A 20,895-nucleotide genomic window follows, 5' to 3' on the forward strand; every position below is an offset into this window, starting at 1 on the left:
AAGCATGGCTGATAACGACGACAAGCGCACTGACGACACCGGCGCCAAGAAGACGCTGACCCTCAAGGGTGGCGCGGGCCTCGGCAACCGCCCAGGCGGGATGTCGCGCGCGCCGTCGCGATCGACGGTGGTCGTGGAGAAGCGCACCCGCATTGTGCCCAAGCCCGCAGGCCAGGCACCATCCGGCGCCAATACGCGGCCAGCCAGCTCGCCTGGCCAGGGCCGGCCACAAGGCCGTCCGATGCAGCAGCAGACCCGCGCACCGCTTGGCCTTTCGGCTGCCGAAGCTGAGGCAAGGCGCCAGGCACTCGCCCTCGCCGGTGCACGCCAGGCTGAAGACAGCCAGCGTTTTGCGCAGGAAGAAGCCCGCCGCATCGAGGAAGACAATCGCCGCCGCCAGGTGCGCGAAGAAGCTGCCCGCCAGGAAGAAGAGCGCCGCCAGGCCGAGGAAGCGCGCAATGCGCCCGAGCCGGTCGTCGAAGCTTCGCCAGAACCTCAGGCCGCTCCTGCCGAGCCGCAGGTACGCGAACCGTTTATTCCGGCAAGCCAGCGCAATCCTGGCCCATCCAGCGTGCGCACCGTTGCCGGCCGTCCGGGCCAGCCGCCGCGTCCGCAGCGCACCAGCAACGAGCGCCCGACCGGCCGTCCCGGCGAAGGCGAGCGTCCAAATCCCAATGCCCGCCCCAACCCCAATGCCCGTCCCGCTGGTTCCACCGGCGTGCGCCCCGCTGGCTCGACGGGCGTTCGTCCCGCCGGTTCGACCGGGGTTCGCCCCTCCGGCACTTCGGGTCGTCCCGCGGGTGGCCGTCCGGCTGGCGCCGGCATGGCGCCGATCGGCAATGTGCCCCCTGCCCCGCCGAGCGAGGCCGATGGCCGCCGCACCCGTACCGGCGCACCTCAGGTTCGTCCGACCACTGAAGCGGAACTCGAAAACGCCCGCCGCGCTTCACGCGCCCAGCCGGAACGGCCGACCCGCCGCACCGGCGATGACAGCGCGCGCGGCCGCCTGACGGTATCGACGGCCACCACCGAGAACGATCGCGATCGCGGTCCGTCTCTGGCCGCCATGCGCCGCCGTCGCGACAAGAAGATGGGCCGCAACCAGCAGGACGCGCCCAAGCTCAGCCGCGAAGTCGTCATCCCGGAAGTCATTACGGTTGCGGAACTCGCCAACCGCATGGCCGAACGCTCCGTCACCGTCATCAAGATGCTGATGCAGCAGGGCCAGATGGCGACCATCAACGACGTGGTCGATGCCGATACCGCCGAACTGATTGCCCAGGAACTAGGCCATACGGTGCGCCGCGTTTCAGATGCCGACGTCGAAGAAGGTCTCTATGACATTCCGGCAGACGACAAGGCCGAGGATCTGACCGATCGTGCGCCGGTCGTGACCATTATGGGTCACGTCGACCACGGCAAGACCTCCCTGCTCGACGCCATCCGCGAAGCCAATGTCGTTTCGGGCGAAGCCGGCGGCATTACCCAGCATATCGGCGCCTATCAGGTCGAAAAGGACGGTGCCAAGATCACCTTCCTTGACACGCCGGGCCACGAAGCGTTCACCGCCATGCGTGCCCGCGGTGCGCAGGCAACCGACATTGCCGTTCTGGTCGTGGCAGCCGACGACGGCGTGATGCCGCAGACGATCGAATCTATCAAGCATGCCAAGGCAGCTGGTGTTCCGATCATCGTGGCCATCAACAAGATGGACAAGCCGGAAGCCAATCCGACCCGCGTTCGCACTGAGCTCTTGCAGCACGAAGTGTTCGTGGAATCGATGGGCGGCGAAGTGCTCGACGTCGAGGTGTCGGCCAAGACCCACAATGGCCTCGATAAGCTGCTCGAAACCATCCAGCTCCAGGCCGAAGTGCTTGAGCTCAAGGTGGCCCGCGACGGCCGTGCCGAAGGTCTCGTCATCGAAGCCAAGCTCGACAAGGGCCGTGGTGCGGTGGCAACGGTTCTCGTGCAGCGCGGTACGCTCAAGATCGGTGACATCCTTGTCGCGGGCACCGAGTTTGCCCGTGTGCGTGCGCTGATCAACGACAAGGGCGAGCAGGTCAAGGAAGCCGGTCCGTCCGTGCCGGTGGAAGTGCTCGGCTTTAACGGCGTGCCATCGGCAGGCGACCGCTTCTCGGTGGTCGAGAACGATGCGCGTGCCCGCGAAGTCACCGAGTATCGTCAGCGCGCGATCCGCGAAAAGACCGCTGGTGGTGGTGCAACGAGCCTCGAGCAAATGATGAACCAGCTCAAGGTCGCTGGTATTTCCAAGTTCCCGCTCGTCATCAAGGGTGACGTTCAGGGTTCGGTGGAAGCCATCGTTTCCTCGCTCAACAAGCTCTCAACCGACGAAGTTTCGGCGCAGATCCTGATGGCAGGCGTGGGCGGCATCACCGAGTCCGACGTGACGCTGGCTGCGGCCTCGAACGCCATCGTCATCGGCTTCAACGTCCGTGCCAACAAGCAGGCATCGGATCTTGCGACCCGCGACGGCATCGAAATCCGCTACTACAACATCATCTACGATCTTGTGGATGACGTGAAGAACGCCATGTCGGGCCTGCTCAAGCCCGAGCGCCGCGAAACCTTCATCGGCTACGCGACCATCAAGGAAGTGTTCCAGATCACCAAGGTCGGCAAGGTTGCCGGTTGCCAGGTCACCGAAGGCATCGTGGAACGCGGCGCCGGTGTGCGCCTCCTCCGCGACAACGTCGTCATCCACGAAGGCAAGCTCAAGACGCTCAAGCGCTTCAAGGATGAAGTCAAGGAAGTCCAGGTTGGCCAGGAATGCGGCATGGCCTTCGAGAACTACGAAGACATCCGCGCCGGCGACCAGATCGAATGCTTCCGCGTCGAAACGGTGCAGCGCACGCTCTAACGCGCGGCGCCAACAAGTTAAAAGGGGCGTGGCGCAAGCTGCGCCCCTTTTGTTTGGGATGAAGCGATGAAGGTAGTGCTGCTCGATGTCGATGGCGTCCTGGTCACAGGCGGGGACCAATACGGCAAGCATCTGATCCCGGACCTCGAACGCGACTTCGGCATCCCGCCGCGGCGGCTCAAGCGCGAGTTCTTCGAGCGCTCCTGGCCCGACATCGTCACTGGCAAGAAGCCGCTCTTGCCTGAGCTTGGGCGCGTATTGGGGCGCATTGCTCCGACGGTCGACCCTGAGGCGCTGCTCGCTCACTGGCTAGGCTATGAGGCGCATGTGGACGAAGGATTGCTGAGCGACATTGCCGTCCTGCGAGCCAGGGGAACAGCGGTTTATCTCGCAACCAACCAAGAGCACCATCGCGCGCGCTATCTGCTGGAGGAACTCGGCCTGGCCGGTCATGTCGACGGCATGTTCTATTCGGCTGCTTTGGGCCACCGAAAGCCCGATCGCGGCTTCTTCCGCGCGGTGCAGCGGACCCTCCCTCCCGCTGGGGAAGACATCGTCTTTGTCGATGATAGCAAGACCAACGTCACTGCCGCTCGACGTTTCGGCTGGCGCGCTATCCACTGGGTCGAAGGCATGACGCTCGAGGAAGAGCTATTGCGGGCGGAGCGGGTACCAAGGCCCGGCTAAGCCTTTCTCCGCCGCTGGCATATTGCTGACACCAATTGGCTGGAGCCTAGGACACTGTGCTGGAGACGAGGAGAGAGCCAATGAAACCGATCACGATCATCCTGACCGACGGCTATTCCGACTGGGAGATTGCGCCCTTGGCCGGTGCCGGCCGCGCCTTCTTTGGTGCCGATATTCGCTTTGCGTCCCCTCGGGGTGGCGCAGTGACCTCTGTAGCTGGCTTGCCGATCTCGGACACGATCGCCCTTACGCCGCCCGATGATGGTGTGGTCGTGGTTTGCGGCGGATCGGCGTGGGAGGGCGCTACGGCTCCCGATATAAGCGACGCATTGCGGCAGAGCCTTGAGAAGGGCTGCGTGGTGGCAGCGATCTGCGGCGGCACGGTGGCGCTGGCCAATGCCGGCCTGCTGGATCAGGTGCGGCATACCTCCAATGGCGCAGACTACCTTCCCGGCCTATCCAAAGCCTACCGCGGCACTTCCAATTACGTCGACCAGCCACAGGCCCTGCGCGACGGCCAGATCATCACCGCCCCTGCCCCCGCTCCCGCGAGCTTTGCCTTTGAGGTGCTTGCCGCTGCCGGTCTCCCGGAGGATGCAGCCCGGCAGATCAAGGACATGCTCGGACAAGAGCACCAGCGCTGAGATCTACTTGCTGCAGACCCACCGGCGGACCGTACAGCCACCGTCATAGCGCGAGCAAGAGTTGAGGGCGCGGGTCTGGGCTTCGGCCCGGCCGGCAGACCAGCCCGTGCCCCAACCGCCGTGCCTGCCTACTGCCAAGGCACCGCAGGCGTTCTGAAAGTCTATGGCGATGCGGCAGTCATAGGCATATTCCTCGCAGTTGGCCATGGCGACATCCTGCGCGTCCACCTTGCTGCTGTAGTTGCGGCTATAGCCGATGGCCTGCGTCTCGGGCGAGTAGGCAATAGCGCCATATTCGGCAGCCAGCGCCGGAAAGCTCGTCATCAGGCACAGTGCAACAAGTGTCAGAAGTCGGATCATCCAAAAGCCCCCAAGGCACCGGAGCAAAGCACGGCGCCGAGGGTGCGGCTAGCCCCCTGCCCTTCGCGACTCAAAAGAAAAGACCCGCCTCTTGCGAAGCGGGCCTTGGTGTTGCCGGTGGCGGGTGACTACGGTTGATAAACCGACGCCACAGACAAGAAGGGGAAGCTGGCTGCGGCCAGCTCCAAATCAGTGGTCAGTTGATGACCGTCACGCGCGCTCCTACCGGAACGCGGGCGTAGAGGTCAATGATGTCCTGGTTCATGAGACGTATGCAGCCCGACGACACATTGGTGCCGATCGTATAGGGCTCGGTCGTGCCATGAATGCGGAACAGGGTGTCGTTGCCGTTCTTGTAGAGGTAAAGCGCGCGCGGCCCCAGCGGATTGGTCGGGCCCGGCTCCATGCCACCGGCATATGGGCCATAGCGGTCCGGTTCGCGGCGGATCATCGACTGGGTCGGGGTCCAGCGCGGCCAGGCAGCCTTGCGGCCGATCGTGGCGTCGCCACGGAACACCAGGGCTTCGTCCTTGCCGACGCCGACGCCGTAGCGCAGCGCGCGGTTGTTTTCCATGACGAGGTAGAGGTAGTGCGCCGGGGTATCGACCACGAGCGTGCCCGGACGCTCGGAGGTGAAATACTCCACTTCCTGGCGCCACCACTTGGGGTCCACGCGACGCAGATCCATCGCCTCAACGATATAGGGCTCGTTGGTCAACGTGCCATACATGGCCTGATAGTATGGATCGATGGTGGGCTCCTGCACGACCGGCTGGCGGGTTGTGGTGCAGGCGGAAAGCACGGTGGCGGAGGCGCCAAGCAGGAACAGGCGACGGGAAATCAACGCGGATACCTCAAAGACGGCAAGACGGGAGAAGGGCTGGTAGCGGCGAACCGCCTTGCCTTACGCAATACGCTTCTCGCTCTTAACGTGGCACCAATTGTGGCAGTTCCTCGCCACAATGTGATGCTCACGCCAACTGTTGCAGAGACGCTACAGTTTTGCGCTGACGAGGTCGTGAACAGCCTGCAACACAGCGGCCGCCGCATCAGCGGCTTCATGATCAGCCCCTTGCAGCGATTGGATTTCCACCCGCGGGAGAATATCGGCGTGGTGCTGCGCGTGATCGGCCGGAACCACTTCGTCGGCGCTGCCCTGCAGCAGGATAACTCGACCGACATTCGCAAGGTTCTGGATGTCGCCGCGATCCAGCGCAAATTCAGCCACATTCCAGTCGGCCGCGCTCCAGAACGGCACCGCAAGTAGCACCACACCAAGCAGGCCAGGTGGATTACCGTGGCGGGCAAGCGCTTGAAGCAGAGTCGACCCGCCCAGTGAGTGGCCGAGGGTGACGAACTCGCCCTCCACACTGGCAAGGGCCTCGGCTGTTGCCGCGATCCAGGGCGCAGCACTGGGTGCGTCGGGCTCCGGCATGGGAGGCGCCAGCAGCGTCCATCCGGCAGGCATCGTGGCGCGAAGGTTCGCGAGAAAGCGGGAGCTGCCTTCGCCCAGCCCCTGGGCTCCGGCGCTGTGGATAAAGAGGATCGTGGCCATCACCATCTCCTTGTTGCGCCACGACATTTCCGTCGCCCGCCGGGCGGGGATTGGCTAGCGTGGCGCAAACCGATTCAGGCTTGCGGGAGTGCCATGGAACAGAACGCCGATATTCCCATCTATGTCCAGATCATTTCCGGCACGATCCTGAGCGTTGCCCTGGTCAATCTCCTTACGGGCGCGGTGCGCTTTGTGCAGGAGCCGAGGACCCATAAGTTCAACGCGCTGCACGGGCTCTGGATCGTCTTCCTGCTGCTGTCGATCTTCATCTTCTGGTGGCAAGAGGGCCTTGCCTATAGCAGCGTGGTCTGGACCTTCGAGCTTTACCTCTTTCAGATCGTTTATTGCTCAACCTTCCTCTTCATGACCGCGATGCTGCTGCCGGAATCGGTGGAGGAATACGGCACCCACTACGATTACCTGATCACCAGGCGCGCCTGGTTCTACGGTTCGCTGATCGTGACCTTCTTGCTCGATATCGGCAATGTCACGATCAAGATGGGCTGGAACGAGGTGGTTGGCGACCCGGTCTATATGACGATGAATTCTATCGCGGTGCTGCTGCTGCTCGGCGGCATTCTGACGGTCAATCGATGGGTGCATCTGGCCATCGCCATCGTCTTCCTTGCGGTAACGATCTGGACCATTGTTGGATAGAAAAAGGCCCGGATCGCTCCGGGCCTTTTGTTTTCTCGAGACTGAAGCTTCGCCTTATTCGGCGGCCGCTTCTTCCTTGGTGATTTCCTTGCCGGTTGCCTGATCGACGACCTTCATGGAAAGGCGGACCTTGCCGCGCTCGTCAAAGCCGAGGAGCTTGACCCAGACCTTGTCGCCTTCCTTGACCACGTCGGTGGTCTTGGCAACGCGCTGGTCGGCCAACTGGCTGATATGGACGAGACCGTCCTTGGCACCGAAGAAGTTCACGAAGGCGCCGAAATCGGCGGTCTTGACCACGGTGCCCTGATAGATGGCGCCGACTTCGGCTTCGTCGGTGATCGAGCGGATCCACTTGATGGCCGCTTCGATCTGCGAACCGTCGGAGGACGAAACCTTTACGGTGCCGTCGTCTTCGATGTTGATCTTGGCGCCGGTCTTTTCGACGATCTCGCGGATCACCTTGCCGCCGGTGCCGATCACTTCGCGAATCTTGTCGGTCGGGATCTTGAGCGTTTCGATGCGGGGCGCGAACTCGCCCACTTCGCCACGCGATGCCGACAGGGCCTTGGCCATTTCGCCCAGGATGTGGATACGACCGCCCTTGGCCTGCTCGAGGGCGATCTTCATGATCTCCTCGGTAATGCCGGCAATCTTGATGTCCATCTGCAGCGAGGTCACGCCTTCTTCGGTGCCTGCCACCTTGAAGTCCATGTCGCCAAGGTGATCCTCGTCGCCAAGAATGTCCGAGAGAACGGCGAACTTTTCGCCTTCAAGGATCAGGCCCATGGCGATACCGGCCACCGGGCGCTTCATCGGCACGCCGGCATCCATCAGTGCCAGCGAGGTGCCGCAGACGGTTGCCATCGACGAAGAACCATTCGACTCAGTGATCTCCGACACGACGCGAACCGTGTAGGGGAACTCTTCCATCGAGGGACGGATCGGGTTGATGGCGCGCCAGGCGAGCTTGCCGTGGCCGATTTCGCGGCGACCGGGCGAGCCCATTCGGCCAGCTTCACCGACCGAATAGGGCGGGAAGTTGTAGTGCAGGAGGAAGTTCTGCTTGTAGGTGCCTTCGAGCGAATCGATGAACTGCTCGTCATCGGCAGTGCCGAGGGTGGCAACCACCAGCGCCTGGGTTTCGCCACGGGTGAAGATGGCAGAACCATGGGTGCGCGGCAGAACGCCGACTTCGGCGAGGATCGGGCGAACGGTCGAGAGATCACGGCCGTCGATGCGCGAGCCGGTATCCAGAATGTTCCAGCGCACGATCTTGGCCTGGAGATTGTGGACCACTTCGCCAAGCGCTTCCTTGGAAACGTCGCCGGCCTCGATCTTGGCGGCAAATGCTTCCTTGACCTTGGTGTTGGCGGCGGCAACGGCGGCGTAGCGATCAGCCTTGTCGGTGATCTGGTAGGCAGCGCGGAGGTCGGCTTCGGCAATGCCGAGCACTTCCTGCTCGAGCGCGGAGAAATCGGGCGGCGTGAATTCGCGCGGTTCCTTGGCGGCCAGTTCTGCGAGCTGGATGATGGCTTCGATCACCTGTGCCGAGGCCTTGTGACCGAACATCACGGCGCCGAGCATGACTTCCTCGGAAAGCTCCTGGGCTTCCGATTCCACCATCAGGACGGCGTCCTGGGTGCCGGCCATGACGAGGTCGAGCTTGGAGTCAGCGCGACGATCGACGGGGAGGTTGAGGACGTATTCGCCATTGACGTAACCGACGCGGGCAGCGCCGATCGGGCCCATGAAGGGGACGCCCGAAATGGTCAGCGCAGCGGAAGCTGCGACCATGGCGAGCACGTCGGGATTGTTCTCCATGTCATGCTGGAGAACGGTAACGACGACCTGGGTCTCGTTGCGATAGCCATCGGGGAACAGCGGACGGATCGGACGGTCGATGAGGCGCGAGGTCAGCGTCTCGTTCTCGGTCGGACGGCCTTCGCGCTTGAAGTAGCCGCCCGGGATCTTGCCGGCGGCAAAATACTTTTCCTGGTAGTTGACGGTCAGCGGGAAGAAGTCCTGGCCGGGCTTGGCGGACTTGGCGCTGACGACGGTCGCCAGCAGCACGGTTTCGCCCAGGGTGGCGAGCACGGCGCCATCGGCCTGGCGGGCGATCTTGCCGGTCTCAAGGGTCAGCGGCTGGCCGCCCCAGTTGAGTTCGACCTTGTGGTGATCAAAATTGATCGACATGGAATTGTCTTTCCATTCTGCCGGCGGAGCGGGAACGCGGGGCTAGGCGACACCCACGAACTCAACCGGTGTGTCCGCACCCGCGCCGCACCCCATGTGCGCCCGCAGGCTCAAAATCAGACACTTGTTTCATCTTGGCGCGGACGAAACATGGACAAGACAACGAGCCTCTCCACGGCGGAAGAAGCCGATAATCCTGCCATGCTCCGGCACGGCCGGCCTAGGCGTGCCTTTCAAGGAAAGGCAAACGGCGCGGAAGCGAACTCCCGCGCCGGATATCGAATTAGCGGCGCAGGCCGAGCTTTTCGATCAGGGTCTTGTAGCGAGCGTCGTCGGCCTTCTTGAGGTAGTCGAGGAGGCGGCGGCGGGTCGAAACAAGCTTGAGCAGGCCGCGGCGGGAATGGTTATCCTTGCCGTGATCCTTGAAGTGCTCGGTGAGATTGGCAATACGTTCGGACAGGATCGCAACTTGGACTTCCGGCGAGCCGGTATCGTTAGCCTTGGTGGCGTATTCCTGGATCAGTTCATTCTTGCGTTCTGCAGTGATCGACATCGATCTATCCTTTCGAAAGGGAGGATGGGCCGCCCCAGCCGGGATGTCGTCCAGGTGGGGCCAAATGAAGCAGAAGCCCGGTCTCACGAGAAACCAGGCGCCGGCTGGCGTCGATATAGGTCAAAGCGCACCGGAATGCCAGACTTATCGCCCGATTATGGCTTTTCGTCGGGCCGCTCGGCAGCAAAGGCAGGATCCAGCGCCGAAAGGGGCACATGGAAGGTCCACTCGACCCCATCAGGATGGGCTTCGCGTTGCACCTGCGCACCCAGAGCTCCGCCAACCATGGTGCGAAGGACGATCGTGCCGAAGCCGGTGCGGCCGGTTTCGATCACCAGCGGACCCGCAACGCTCTCACGCCAGTTCAGCACGAGCTCATCGCCTTGAACATGCCAGGTCAAGGCCAACGTGCCGTCCGACACCGAGAAAGCACCGTGGCGGGTGGCATTGGTTGCCAATTCGTGCAGCGCCATGCCCAGGATCTGCGCGCCCTGCGGATTGATGCGGAGGTCCGGGCCTTCGACCCGGGCGCGGTTCTCATTCACGCCCGGCAGAAACGGCGCCAGCTGTAGCTCCACAAGGTCGCGCAGCATGACGCCTGCACGGCCATTGGCGAGCAGGAGATCGGTCGAGCGCGCCAGTCCCATGATGCGCTTTTCAAGCGCTGCGACATAGCTGCGCACATCGGTCGCGCCGCGGGCGGTCTGCTTGGCCATCGCATTGATGACCGCCATCTGGTTCTTGGAGCGATGCGCCAGTTCGCGCATCAGGAAGCGATTGTCGCGCTCAGCAGTCTTGCGCTGCTCGCTGGCCTCCGCCAGAGCCTTGGAAATCTCGGCGATCTCGGTGACCGGATATGTCCGCGGATAGATCATTTCACCCCGTCCCAACCGTGCAGCATCGAGCCGCAAGCCCTGGACGCTCTCCCCGATCCGGGTGGCGATCAGCGTGGCGACAAGTGCTGCCACCAGCGCGATGGCGATACCCCAGGCTCCCAGCTGCAGGATGGAGTCGCCCAATGGCTTTTGGATCCGGTCCGCTTCTGCCCAGGCGACGACGCGCCACCCTGTGAGATTGGAGCGCCATTCCGAGGTGACGACCTTTTCGCCGTTGAGTTCTTCGCTGACCCATTCCCCTGATGGCAGATCGATGCCCTGGCGCAATGACAGATTGGTGTTGGGCTCAAGACCGGTATCGGCGGTGGCGACGATCACATTGTTTCGCGCATCCACCAGCGCGGCATGCCAGCCGCCGGGCAATTGCCGCGATTGCAGCGCCGGGAGCAGGTCCTGGGTGTTTTGCGTCAGCGCCAGGAGCCTGACCGCGGGATTGTTTTCGATCGGCAGCCAGACGTTGAACACCGTTGTCTGCGCCGTGCGGCCAAAGAAGACGCCGGAAATGGTGGGAAGTTTTCGGGTGACCGCCTTGGCTGCCGTTTCAGGATCGGAGGTTTGCCCATCGGTTTGCCCGAAAGGGACGCGGGTATTGAGAAGCTGCCTCAGATCGGCATCCACGGCAATCAAGTGGGCGCCAGTGCCGATAAGCGCCATCTCACCCCGCCGATGCAGCTCGGCCAGATTGCCCGCGTCGAGTGCACTCGTTGTCGACAGAACGCGCAGCGTCGTCACCATGCCCGAGACTTCGCGGTCCACAGTCTGCCCGATGGCCTGCACCGTGGCATTGGTCAGCGCCTGAACCACGTCTTCCTGAGCATCATTGGTGCGGTTGATCAGCACCAGCGCCACGATAAGCGACGGGATCAGGATAACAAGGATCAGCGCGAACAGATAAAGCGCCAGCGGCCGGACGAAAGCATGCTTCGGCCGCTGCGAAGCGCCGTTACCAACCCCGTCGGGGACGGTAGTCTGCGCCATGCTTGCCTCCGGGAATAATCCGCCCAACCCGAAAGCAGGCGGCACTCAACGTCAATACTTGGTGACCGGGTCGCTGGCCGGGAAAGTCTCGTCCACGGACTCGTCGTGCTTGTCCCACTTGTTTGGCTTGTCGGCCATGTCCTCGGTGCCGGCATTGCGCACCTGCTGCGGCGCGTCCTTGGGCCCGGGCTTCTTGCCATTCTTCATGGCTGCGGCGTCGTCGGTCTGCTTGTTCTGGTCGGTCATAGCGGGGTCCTCTCGCCTCTACAACACACCACCCCCTTTGCGGTTGCAGCTTATGGCATCGTGCCGCGGCCTCTGGTAAACAGCGCCGCATGGAACACGAGCAGACCCTGAGCCCAACGCCGCAAAAGCGGGTGTTTATCAAGACCTATGGCTGTCAGATGAACGTCTATGACAGCGATCGCATGGCCGATGCCCTTGCCCCGCATGGCTATGCGCCGACCGGCGACATCGCCCAGGCCGACCTTGTGTTGCTCAATACCTGCCACATCCGCGAAAAGGCTTCGGAAAAGGTTTTTTCCGAGCTGGGACGCCTCAAGGAGCTGCAGGGCGAGCGCCGGGCACTGGGTGGCGACATGATGATCGGCGTTGCCGGCTGTGTTGCGCAGGCCGAAGGAGAAGAGATCGCGCGGCGCGCGCCAGTGGTTGACCTTGTCTTTGGGCCGCAGGCCTATCATCGATTGCCGGACATGCTCCAGCGGGCCGAGGGCCAGCGGCATCTGCATCCGGCGCTCAAGCGCGCGGTAGTCGACACCGACTTTCCCGAAGAAGACAAGTTCGCCCATCTTCCGGCGGCGAAAAAAGACGTGACCGTCGCGCGTGGACTCACGGCATTCCTGACCGTCCAGGAAGGCTGCGACAAGTTCTGCTCGTTCTGCGTCGTCCCCTATACCCGCGGCGCCGAGGTTTCGCGGCCCGTGCATCAGGTGCTCGACGAGGCACGGCGGCTGGTAGAGGCCGGCGTCAAGGAAATCACGCTGCTGGGCCAGAACGTCAACGCCTACCATGGTGTGGATGCCGCCGGGCGCAGTGTCGGCCTTGGTGAGTTGGCATACCTTCTTGCCGAGATGTCCGGCCTTGAGCGCCTGCGCTACACCACCAGCCATCCTCGCGACATGGATGATGCGCTGATCGCCGCGCATCGCGACCTGCCGCTCCTGATGCCCTATCTTCACCTGCCGGTACAGTCGGGCTCCGATCGCATTCTCAAGATGATGAACCGCAAGCATACGGGCGCTGATTACCGGGCGCTGATCGAGCGCATCAAGACGGCGCGTCCGGACATGGCACTGTCGGGCGATTTCATCGTCGGCTTCCCCGGCGAGACGGACCAGGATTTCGAGGACACGCTCGCCATCATCCGCGATGTCGGCTACGCCTCGGCCTATTCCTTTAAATACTCGACCCGCCCCGGTACGCCAGGCGCCAATCTCGGCGACCAGGTTGCCGAAGAGGTCAAGACCGAGCGGCTTTACCGCCTTCAGGAGCTGGTCACCAATCAGACCAACGACTTCCACGCATCCTGTGTCGGCCGCACATTGCCCGTCCTGATCGAGCGCTTGGGCCGGATGCCAGGCCAGGTCGGCGGCCGCTCACCCTACCTCCAGGCGGTCCATCTCGAAGGCTCGGCCGACCTCATCGGCAGTATTCAGATGGTCGAAATCATCGGCACCAGCACAAATTCGCTGGTCGGCAGGCTCGCATTAGCCGCAGCGGCATAACCTGCCGCGTTAACCTTTCAGGTTAAGGTAACTACGGGGAAAGGCTTTTAGAACTCGGCACTTAGCGCAATATCCACAGCTAACCCATCCCTGAAATCTTAACGGGCCGGCAAACGTGGAGATTATTATGGCAGTTCGAGCTAAAGCAGACCTCAAGATCGTCGATACTGAACACCAGGAAGCACTCGCAGCAGTGATGGACGCCGCAAAGCAGGCGGCACCCATGATCCAGCGTCTCGCGACGCATCGGGACCGGTTCGATCTGGCGATAAAGGAACTCGAAAGCGAGCGCTTCGAGATCATTTCGCGCCGTGACCACCTTCGCCGCCAGCTTGAGGCGGTGGAAAGCGGCTTTGCGCTTCACCTCGAAGACATCGATGCAACGCTCAAGATGTATGAGGGCGGCATGAACTCCCTGGGCCTGCCGCAGACCCCATAATTGCTGCGCAATTACGGTGATCGGCACCCAAAGAAAAACCCCGCGATCTGACGATCACGGGGTTTTTGAAACTGGTGCCCAGAAAAGGACTCGAACCTTCACACCTTGCGGTACACGGACCTGAACCGTGCGCGTCTACCAATTCCGCCATCTGGGCGACGGGCGTGTACCTAGGGTGCGCCCACCGGCTTGTCAATGCGCTTTCGGCCAGCAGATCAGAAGTTTGCACCATCCCAGTGCTTGATCGTGGCGCGGTCGATCGGCGGTGCATCCTCAAGGCAGGCGACGTTGATCATCACCATGGAATTGCCCTTGCCGTCGCCTCCACGGGCAAAGCTTTCGATGCCGCAGGTTTTGCAGAACAGGTGATCTATCATTTCGGTGTTGAAGCGGTATAGCGTCAGGTTATCCTCGCCCGAATGAAGCGCGAAGTCGCTTTCCGGCATGGACTGCATGATCCAGCCCAGCCTCCGGCAGCGCGAGCAATTGCAATCGGCAACGCCGCTCAGGTCGGTCGACGCAGTGTAGCGGACGGCGCCGCAATGGCACTGGCCCTGATAGTCACGCTTTTCGGTCATAGGTCAGATCTCCTGTTGAACAAAAGAAGAACATCTGAGACCAAGAGTCAAGCCGCCATGGCTCGACAGGGGCGCGCCGCTTGGGATAAAAGCGGGCCGAACAGACGTTGACCTGGAGCCCACCATGGATCGCACCACGCCCAAACTTGTCACCATTTTCGGTGGCTCGGGATTTGTCGGCAATCACCTGGTGCAGCTTCTGGCGCGGAACGGTTGTCGCATTCGCGTAGCCGTGCGCCGGCCCGATCTTGCTGGCGAAGTGCGCATGTTCGGCGGCGTGGGGCAGATCGTTCCGGTACAAGCCAATCTGCGCAACGAAGATTCGATCCGTCGCGCCGTACAGGGCGCCGATATCGTCATCAACCTCGTTGGTGTTGGCCAGGAAGCAGGCAAGCAGAGTTTCCGCGCCGTGCACCTGAATGGCGCCGCCGCTGTGGCTCGTGCGGCTAAGGCCGCCGGTGCCTCGGCCCTGGTTCACATGTCGGCGCTCGGCGTCGACAAAGCCAAAGAGGTCAGTGCCTATGCAGCCAGCAAGCTGGCCGGCGAACAGGCTGTTCTCGATGCCTTTCCGGGCGCTGTGATCATGCGGCCTTCGCTGATGTTTGGCCAGGGTGATGGCTTCTTCAATCTCATGGGCACGCTCGCCCGCATTTCTCCTGTGATGCCGCTGATCGGCGGTCAGACGAAGTTCCAGCCAGTGTTCGTCGGCGACGTTGCCGAGGCCTTTGCCAAGGCAGCAGAGGGTGAAGTTCCCACTGGCCGCGTTTATGAACTGGGTGGCCCCACGGTCGAAACACACAAGGCCCTGATGCAGCGCATCATGCGCGAAGCCGGCCGCAACCGCTTTCTGCTGCCCATGCCCAAGCCGCTCGCCAAGTTCGTTGCGGCAGTGCTTGGAATCTTGCCAATCAAGCCGTTGATCACCGGCGATCAGGTGGAGCTGCTTGGCGTCGATAACATCGTTTCGCCCGAAGCCATCGGCGAGCAGCGCAGTTTCGAGGCTTTCGCCATCACGCCCAAGAGCATGGACGAAGTGCTCCCCACCTATATGTGGCGCTTCCGCCGCCACGGTCAGTTCGATCGCGAGAATGCGGCGCCTGACGCTGGCGTGAACCCCACCATCGCCAGCTAAGGCCGAGGCACCAGCGGCTTCGCTCCCGCCGCGCGTCACCCTTGGGCTTAACCCAAGAACCCTGCCCGTCTTCCGCAACGGCTATGTCCAACGTTCTCGAGTCGAGCCCAGAGCGACGGCACCTCGCTGTCAAAAAACTCCCAAGATATATCTTGAAACCGATCTCTGCCACGACGATCTCCTGTTCAAGGGTTTGACGACATATCAGGAGACATAAATGGCACACGACAAAGACGATCTGGATTGGAAGCGTTTTGAACAGATGGCGCGGCGCGGCTGGGGCCGCATGGCCCGCATGGCTGGCGATGAGTTCGGCAATCTGGGCAATTGGGGCGGCAACCTGCGCGTCGGCCGCATGCTTGCCTCGGGCGACCTGCGCCTTGTCGCGCTTTACCTTATCGAGCAGCAGCCTCGGCACGGTTACGACCTGATCAAGGCTGTCGAGGAGCGTTCCAACGGCGTCTACTCGCCAAGCCCCGGGATCGTTTATCCGGCGCTGACCTATCTCGAAGAGGCCGGTTACGTCACCTCTTCCGCCGACGGCAACAAGAAGCTTTATGCCATCACCGATGAGGGCAGGGAGCATCTGGCGGACAATCGGGACGCCGTTGCCCGGACGCTCGACTTTTTGGCCCGCACCGGAGATCAGATGAACCGCTTCCGCGAGTTTGTCCGCGCCGATTGGCCGTTTGGCGGCGAAGGCCGTCCGGAAGACGGCAATGTGCCGCCCAATTGGGGTGAAGCTGGTCCGCATCGTGGCGGCCGGCGTCATGAGCATGAGCCGGACAGGCCGATGCATGATGCGGTGCCGGAGCTTGAAGCTGCTCGCAAGACCCTAAAGGACGCGATCAAGAAGGCCCGCCGAAGTAGCCAGGAGCAGCAGCGCCAAGCCGCCGAAATTCTCCGCCGCGCCGCAGCGGAAGTCGTCGCTCTGGGTGATGACGAGGTGGATCTCTAGGTCCGGAGGACCCCCACCTAGCCTCCCCCTGAAGAATGGGGAGGAACTCGATGCAGTCTAGCCGCAGTCCGCTCTTCCCCCGTCTTCCGGGGGAGGCTGGGTGGGGGTTACTTCCCCCGTCCTGTGCGCAGATAGTCGAGCACCATCTGCACCGCATGAGCCTCGCGCTCCTGCACCATGCCGACGCTGGTGAGGTCGCGCTCAAAGATCACCGACAGTGTCGCCGTGTTGCTGACGTAGAAAAATCCGAGCGCCGCAACGGAAATGTAAAGCTGCACCGGATCGACATCGCGGCGAAAAATGCCGGCTTCTGCTCCGCGTTCGATGATCGCCGCGATTTGCCCAACCAATGGCGAATGCAGCGCCTTGATGTCCGGCAGAGTCTTCAAAAATCTGGCGTTCTCGATGTTTTCTGTGCCCAAGAGCCGCGGAAACCAGGGATTGGCCAGAAAATGCCGGAAGGTGAAACGCACCAGCCGGTCCATCGCCTGTACCGGATCATATTGGTCCAGCGACAACGCCCGTTCGCCGCGCCTGATCTCCTGATAAGCATCGAGCAGAACTGCCCGGTAGAGATCCTCCTTGTTGCCGAAATAGTGGTACAGCAGGCGCTTGTTGGCCCCTGCCCGCTCGGCAATGGCATCGACACGGGCCCCCTCAAATCCTCGATCAGCGAATTCCACGCGCGCAGCGGCAAGGATCGACGCGCTGGTCTTGGCCGAATTGCGGGCTCGCTTGGGCGCTTCAGTTTGTGGCAGCGCCACGGCGAGCGCCGGGGGCGATGGATCGGACACGTTGAGAAAACCGCGAGGCTGGAGGTGGCGAGATGATGCTGCAGATAACAACAACAAGCCAGCCCGTAAAGAAGGGCCCGATTGCGCCTCTGTGAGGCAAGCCACAAGTAACTGCCCAGTGGCGCCGCCGGTGGACCAATCCGCTCCATCGCCCGCTTGACGCACGCCATCCGCCTCGGCTAGCAAGTAACCAGACAGTTACACTGGGAGGTTGGATTGGCAGAGCAGCGCATCGGCATCATCATGCACGGCGTCACTGGTCGCATGGGCTATAACCAGCACCTGGTGCGCTCCATTCTCGCCATCCGGGACCAAGGCGGCATCGCGCTAACGAACGGCGACCGCCTCCAGGTCGACCCGATCATTGTGGGCCGCGACCGCGACAAAATCTCGGCGCTCGCCCAGAAACACAACATCACCCGCTGGGGCACTGATCTTGATGCAGCGCTCGCCAATCCCCAAGACACGATCTTTTTTGATGCCGGGACGACGCTGATGCGGGCAAGCCTTCTCGAAAAGGCGCTGGCCGCCGGCAAGAACGTTTACTGCGAAAAACCGACCTCGGACGATCTCGAAGTCGCTGTCAACCTCGCCAAAACTGCCCGCGCCTCGGGCCTCAAGCACGGCGTGGTGCAGGACAAGCTGTTCCTGCCGGGGCTCATGAAGATCAAGATGCTCAAGGAGTCGGGCTTTTTCGGCGACCTCCTCTCGGTGCGTGGCGAGTTCGGCTATTGGGTGTTCGAAGGGGACTGGCAGAAAGCCCAGCGGCCCTCATGGAACTACCGCAAGGCAGATGGCGGCGGCATCATCCTCGATATGCTCTGCCACTGGCGCTATGTGCTGGACAATCTCTTCGGTGAAGTGAAGGCTGTCTCATGTCTGGGCGCCACCCACATTCCGGAACGCGTCGACGAAAAGGGCAATCGCTTCAAGGCCGACACCGATGATGCGGCCTATGCTACTTTCGAGCTCGAAGGCGGTGTGGTCGCGCAGATCAATTCGAGCTGGACCACGCGCGTCCGTCGCGACGATCTTGTCACCTTCCATGTCGATGGCACCCATGGCTCGGCTGTCGCCGGGCTGCACAAGTGCTGGACGCAGCACCGCGTCAATACGCCCAAGCCGGTGTGGAACCCCGATCAGCCGCAGACCATGAACTTCTTCAACGATTGGGAAGAGGTCCCTGACAATTGGCCCGCCGACAACGGCTTCAAGGTGCAGTGGGAGATGTTTCTCCGCCACGTCACCGAAGACGCGCCGTGGGAATACGGCCTCGAGGCGGGCGCCAAGGGCGTGCAACTCGCTGAACTCGGGTTGCAAAGCTGGGCAGAGCGGCGCTGGCTCGATGTGCCGAAGCTCCAATTCTGAGGCGGCTCGATGACCACCATCAACCTGCCCAATCCCGACCGCTCGATCACTCCCTACACAATCACCAGCGACCCGATCCCCTTCGTCAAATTCATGGCTGCCGACTTTCCGCGCACTGCGTTCGCCGCCGCCCATGTTGTTGCCGATCCGCTGGCCAACAACGATCCGTGGCTCACTCCCGCCATCGATTGGGACACGACGCTTCAGTTTCGTCATCGCCTCTGGGACCTTGGCCTCGGCGTTGCCGAAGCGATGGATACGGCCCAGCGCGGTATGGGGCTCGGCTGGAGTGAGGCGCAAGAACTGATCCGCCGGTCGCAGTCCGAGGCGCGGACACGCGGTGACGCGCTGATCGCCTATGGTGCCGGAACCGATCACCTCCCGCCATCTCCGGACGTCAAGATCGATGACATTATCCAGGCCTATGAGGAACAGGTGAGCTTTGTGGAGGCGCAGGGCGGAAGGGTAATCCTGATGGCCTCACGCGCGCTGGCCTTTGCCGCGAACTCGCCCGACGATTACGCCCGCGTCTATGGCCACATTCTTCGTCAGGTGCGGCAGCCGGTAATCATGCATTGGCTGGGCGAGATGTTTGATCCCGCGCTCGCGGGCTATTGGGGCAAGGGCACGCATGAAGAGGCCATGGACGTCTGCCTCGACGTCATTGCCGCCAATGCCAACAAGGTCGACGGCATCAAGATTTCACTGTTATCGGCGGAAAAAGAAATCGCCATGCGCCGCCGCCTGCCGGCCAGTGTCAAAATGTATACCGGCGACGACTTCAATTATGCCGAGCTGATCGCCGGGGACAAGGAGGGTTACTCCCACGCCCTCCTCGGCATTTTCGATGCCATCGCGCCGGCAGCGTCAGCAGGGCTTGCTGCTCTTGGGCGCGGCAACACACAAGAATTCTTCGACATGCTCGAACCCACCGTGCCGCTTAGCCGTCACATCTTTGCGGCGCCGACCCGGTTCTACAAAACTGGGGTCGTGTTCCTCGCCTATCTTAATGGGCTGCAAGATCATTTTCAGATGATCGGTGGTCAGCAATCCACACGGTCGGTGCAGCACTTGGCCGACCTGTTCCGCCTTGCCGACAAGGCGCGGGTGCTGGCTGATCCTGATCTGGCGGCAGACCGTATGCGCGCCGTGCTGCAGGTAAACGGGGTTCCAGCATGAGCGAACGCGCTATTTCCCTCAACCTTGCCACCACGCGCCAGGTCTGGGGTTTCGCCGAGGCCGTGGACGGGTGTCTGCGGGCCGGCATCACTGCGATTTCGCCCTGGCGTGACCAGATTGCCGCGATCGGTCTTGATGAAGCGGTCCGGATTGTTCGCGAAAACAAATTGCAGGTTACCGGCGTCTGCCGAGGCGGCATGTTCCCCGCCGAGACCGGGGAGGGCCGGCAAAAGCAGATCGACGACAATCTTCGCGCCATCGACGAAGCCGCGGCTCTGAATGCAGATTGCTTGGTGCTTGTGGTCGGGGGCCTGCCGGGCTCGTCAAGGGACCTGCCCGGCGCGCGGCAGATGGTTGCGGATGGCATTGCCGCCATGCTGCCCCACGCTCAAGCTTCAGGAGTGCGCCTTGCCATCGAGCCGCTCCACCCCATGTATGCGGCTGACCGCGCTTGCGTGAACACCATCGATCAGGCGCTCGACCTTTGCGAGCAACTCGGCGAAACGGTCGGCGTTGCCATCGACGTCTATCATGTCTGGTGGGACCCCAAGCTGGCCCAGGCCATCGCGCGGGCCGGTCGCATGAAGCGCATCTTTGCCCATCACATCTGCGACTGGCTGGTGCCGACCAAAGACATGCTGCTCGATCGCGGCATGATGGGAGACGGGGTCATCGACCTGCCCGCCATTCGAAAGATGATTGAAGATGCGGGGTTTTATGGTCCGCAGGAAGTCGAGATCTTTTCCCAAGACAACTGGTGGAAGCGGCCGGGCGACGAAGTGCTGCAGGTGATCAAGGAGCGGGTGGCGACGGCTTGCTGAGATCACTACCGGCGCGCAAAAAAGCCCCGGATTCGCATCCGGGGCTTTTTCATTCTACAGGCCGCTTAGCTGCGGGTGTAGTCGATGCTGTTGCAGAGGATGCCCTGGCAGCCGGTGATCTTGAGGGTGTCCGGACCGGTCAGCTCAACGATGGCCTTGGCGTTGCCGCCATTGAGGGCAATGTTGCCTTCCCACTTATTGGTGCCGGTTGGCGTCCCCTGGACAACCTGCTGGTTGACGAAGGCCAGGTTTTCTTCCGTGCGCGAGTCACCCTGAATGTCGTTCAGCGTGCCGCAAAGGTTGGTGTTGCCTTCGCCGCAAAGCGAGAAGGTGAAGCTGGTGCCCCAGCGATCAACCCAGGTACCTTCGGGGGAGGCAGCATCCTGAGCGAAGGTCGGAACGGCGAACAGAGCTGCAAGCGAGGCAGCGGCAAAGATGGTCTTGATCATGGCGGTTCTCTGATTTGGCGGCACATGGAAT

General features: G+C 62.2%; 21 protein-coding genes and 1 tRNA gene. 11 read left to right on the top strand and 11 right to left on the bottom strand.

The window, feature by feature from the left end:
* Window positions 1-4: 4 nt before the first annotated feature.
* From infB to JI748_RS14645, 3 genes are all read left to right on the top strand, one after another.
* Complete coding sequence (infB, locus tag JI748_RS14635; RefSeq protein WP_201632237.1) at window positions 5-2,878, top strand: translation initiation factor IF-2; 2,874 nt, start codon at window positions 5-7, stop codon at window positions 2,876-2,878.
* 66 nt (window positions 2,879-2,944) lie between these two features.
* Complete coding sequence (locus JI748_RS14640; RefSeq protein WP_201632240.1) at window positions 2,945-3,565, top strand: HAD-IA family hydrolase; 621 nt, start codon at window positions 2,945-2,947, stop codon at window positions 3,563-3,565.
* 80 nt (window positions 3,566-3,645) lie between these two features.
* Window positions 3,646-4,209, top strand: a complete 564-nt coding sequence (locus JI748_RS14645) for a DJ-1/PfpI family protein (RefSeq protein WP_201632242.1) — start codon at window positions 3,646-3,648, stop codon at window positions 4,207-4,209.
* Between the two features lie 3 nt (window positions 4,210-4,212).
* Here the strand turns inward: JI748_RS14645 and JI748_RS14650 are convergent, their stop codons facing one another.
* The 3 genes from JI748_RS14650 to JI748_RS14660 form a co-directional block, all read right to left on the bottom strand.
* A complete protein-coding gene (locus tag JI748_RS14650; protein WP_201632245.1) occupies window positions 4,213-4,569 on the bottom strand; it encodes a DUF4189 domain-containing protein in 357 nt (118 codons plus the stop codon).
* A 196-nt stretch (window positions 4,570-4,765) separates the two neighbouring features.
* On the bottom strand, window positions 4,766-5,413 hold the full coding sequence (locus tag JI748_RS14655; RefSeq protein WP_407644925.1) for a L,D-transpeptidase: 648 nt from the start codon (window positions 5,411-5,413) through the stop codon (window positions 4,766-4,768).
* Window positions 5,414-5,563: 150 nt separating this feature from the next.
* Complete coding sequence (locus JI748_RS14660) at window positions 5,564-6,151, bottom strand: alpha/beta hydrolase (protein WP_201632258.1); 588 nt, start codon at window positions 6,149-6,151, stop codon at window positions 5,564-5,566.
* Between the two features lie 66 nt (window positions 6,152-6,217).
* On the opposite strand from JI748_RS14660, the gene JI748_RS14665 reads away from it, so the two are divergent.
* Window positions 6,218-6,781 (top strand): hypothetical protein, encoded by a 564-nt coding sequence (locus JI748_RS14665; RefSeq protein WP_201632261.1) that lies wholly within the window; start codon window positions 6,218-6,220, stop codon window positions 6,779-6,781.
* Window positions 6,782-6,835: 54 nt separating this feature from the next.
* Here the strand turns inward: JI748_RS14665 and pnp are convergent, their stop codons facing one another.
* The 4 genes from pnp to JI748_RS14685 form a co-directional block, all read right to left on the bottom strand.
* Window positions 6,836-8,974, bottom strand: coding sequence for a polyribonucleotide nucleotidyltransferase (pnp, locus tag JI748_RS14670; RefSeq protein WP_201632264.1), 2,139 nt, complete (start codon window positions 8,972-8,974; stop codon window positions 6,836-6,838).
* Window positions 8,975-9,257: 283 nt separating this feature from the next.
* Window positions 9,258-9,527 (bottom strand): 30S ribosomal protein S15, encoded by a 270-nt coding sequence (gene rpsO, locus JI748_RS14675; RefSeq protein ID WP_201632271.1) that lies wholly within the window; start codon window positions 9,525-9,527, stop codon window positions 9,258-9,260.
* Between the two features lie 155 nt (window positions 9,528-9,682).
* Window positions 9,683-11,401 (bottom strand): sensor histidine kinase, encoded by a 1,719-nt coding sequence (locus tag JI748_RS14680; RefSeq protein WP_201632274.1) that lies wholly within the window; start codon window positions 11,399-11,401, stop codon window positions 9,683-9,685.
* A gap of 51 nt (window positions 11,402-11,452) precedes the next feature.
* Window positions 11,453-11,647, bottom strand: a complete 195-nt coding sequence (locus tag JI748_RS14685) for a hypothetical protein (RefSeq protein ID WP_201632288.1) — start codon at window positions 11,645-11,647, stop codon at window positions 11,453-11,455.
* Between the two features lie 89 nt (window positions 11,648-11,736).
* On the opposite strand from JI748_RS14685, the gene miaB reads away from it, so the two are divergent.
* Both miaB and JI748_RS14695 read left to right on the top strand, forming a co-directional pair.
* On the top strand, window positions 11,737-13,146 hold the full coding sequence (miaB, locus tag JI748_RS14690) for a tRNA (N6-isopentenyl adenosine(37)-C2)-methylthiotransferase MiaB (protein ID WP_201632291.1): 1,410 nt from the start codon (window positions 11,737-11,739) through the stop codon (window positions 13,144-13,146).
* 127 nt (window positions 13,147-13,273) lie between these two features.
* Window positions 13,274-13,585, top strand: coding sequence for a hypothetical protein (locus tag JI748_RS14695; protein WP_201632294.1), 312 nt, complete (start codon window positions 13,274-13,276; stop codon window positions 13,583-13,585).
* A 72-nt stretch (window positions 13,586-13,657) separates the two neighbouring features.
* On the opposite strand, the gene JI748_RS14700 is transcribed toward JI748_RS14695, so the two are convergent.
* A tRNA-Leu gene (locus JI748_RS14700) sits at window positions 13,658-13,742 on the bottom strand.
* A 58-nt stretch (window positions 13,743-13,800) separates the two neighbouring features.
* Window positions 13,801-14,163: a GFA family protein gene (locus JI748_RS14705; RefSeq protein ID WP_201632297.1), complete on the bottom strand. Its 363-nt coding sequence runs from the start codon at window positions 14,161-14,163 to the stop codon at window positions 13,801-13,803.
* 124 nt (window positions 14,164-14,287) lie between these two features.
* On the opposite strand from JI748_RS14705, the gene JI748_RS14710 reads away from it, so the two are divergent.
* Complete coding sequence (locus JI748_RS14710; protein ID WP_201632299.1) at window positions 14,288-15,295, top strand: complex I NDUFA9 subunit family protein; 1,008 nt, start codon at window positions 14,288-14,290, stop codon at window positions 15,293-15,295.
* 217 nt (window positions 15,296-15,512) lie between these two features.
* Window positions 15,513-16,253: a PadR family transcriptional regulator gene (locus JI748_RS14715; protein ID WP_233280544.1), complete on the top strand. Its 741-nt coding sequence runs from the start codon at window positions 15,513-15,515 to the stop codon at window positions 16,251-16,253.
* Window positions 16,254-16,360: 107 nt separating this feature from the next.
* On the opposite strand, the gene JI748_RS14720 is transcribed toward JI748_RS14715, so the two are convergent.
* Window positions 16,361-17,047, bottom strand: a complete 687-nt coding sequence (locus JI748_RS14720; RefSeq protein WP_201632302.1) for a TetR/AcrR family transcriptional regulator — start codon at window positions 17,045-17,047, stop codon at window positions 16,361-16,363.
* Window positions 17,048-17,290: 243 nt separating this feature from the next.
* Here JI748_RS14720 and JI748_RS14725 point away from each other — a divergent pair, with 243 nt between their 5' ends.
* The 3 genes from JI748_RS14725 to JI748_RS14735 are packed head-to-tail and all read left to right on the top strand — an operon-like array spanning window position 17,291 to window position 20,415.
* Window positions 17,291-18,415 (top strand): Gfo/Idh/MocA family protein, encoded by a 1,125-nt coding sequence (locus JI748_RS14725; protein WP_201637393.1) that lies wholly within the window; start codon window positions 17,291-17,293, stop codon window positions 18,413-18,415.
* Window positions 18,416-18,424: 9 nt separating this feature from the next.
* Window positions 18,425-19,594: a dihydrodipicolinate synthase family protein gene (locus tag JI748_RS14730; protein ID WP_201632305.1), complete on the top strand. Its 1,170-nt coding sequence runs from the start codon at window positions 18,425-18,427 to the stop codon at window positions 19,592-19,594.
* Window positions 19,591-20,415, top strand: a complete 825-nt coding sequence (locus tag JI748_RS14735; RefSeq protein WP_201632308.1) for a sugar phosphate isomerase/epimerase family protein — start codon at window positions 19,591-19,593, stop codon at window positions 20,413-20,415. The genes JI748_RS14730 and JI748_RS14735 overlap by 4 nt, the downstream gene beginning before the upstream one ends.
* A gap of 65 nt (window positions 20,416-20,480) precedes the next feature.
* Here JI748_RS14735 and JI748_RS14740 read toward each other — a convergent pair whose 3' ends face one another.
* A complete protein-coding gene (locus JI748_RS14740) occupies window positions 20,481-20,864 on the bottom strand; it encodes a DUF2147 domain-containing protein (RefSeq protein WP_201632311.1) in 384 nt (127 codons plus the stop codon).
* Window positions 20,865-20,895: the final 31 nt, after the last annotated feature.

Source organism: Devosia rhizoryzae (assembly GCF_016698665.1).
Taxonomy (GTDB): Bacteria; Pseudomonadota; Alphaproteobacteria; order Rhizobiales; family Devosiaceae; genus Devosia; species Devosia rhizoryzae.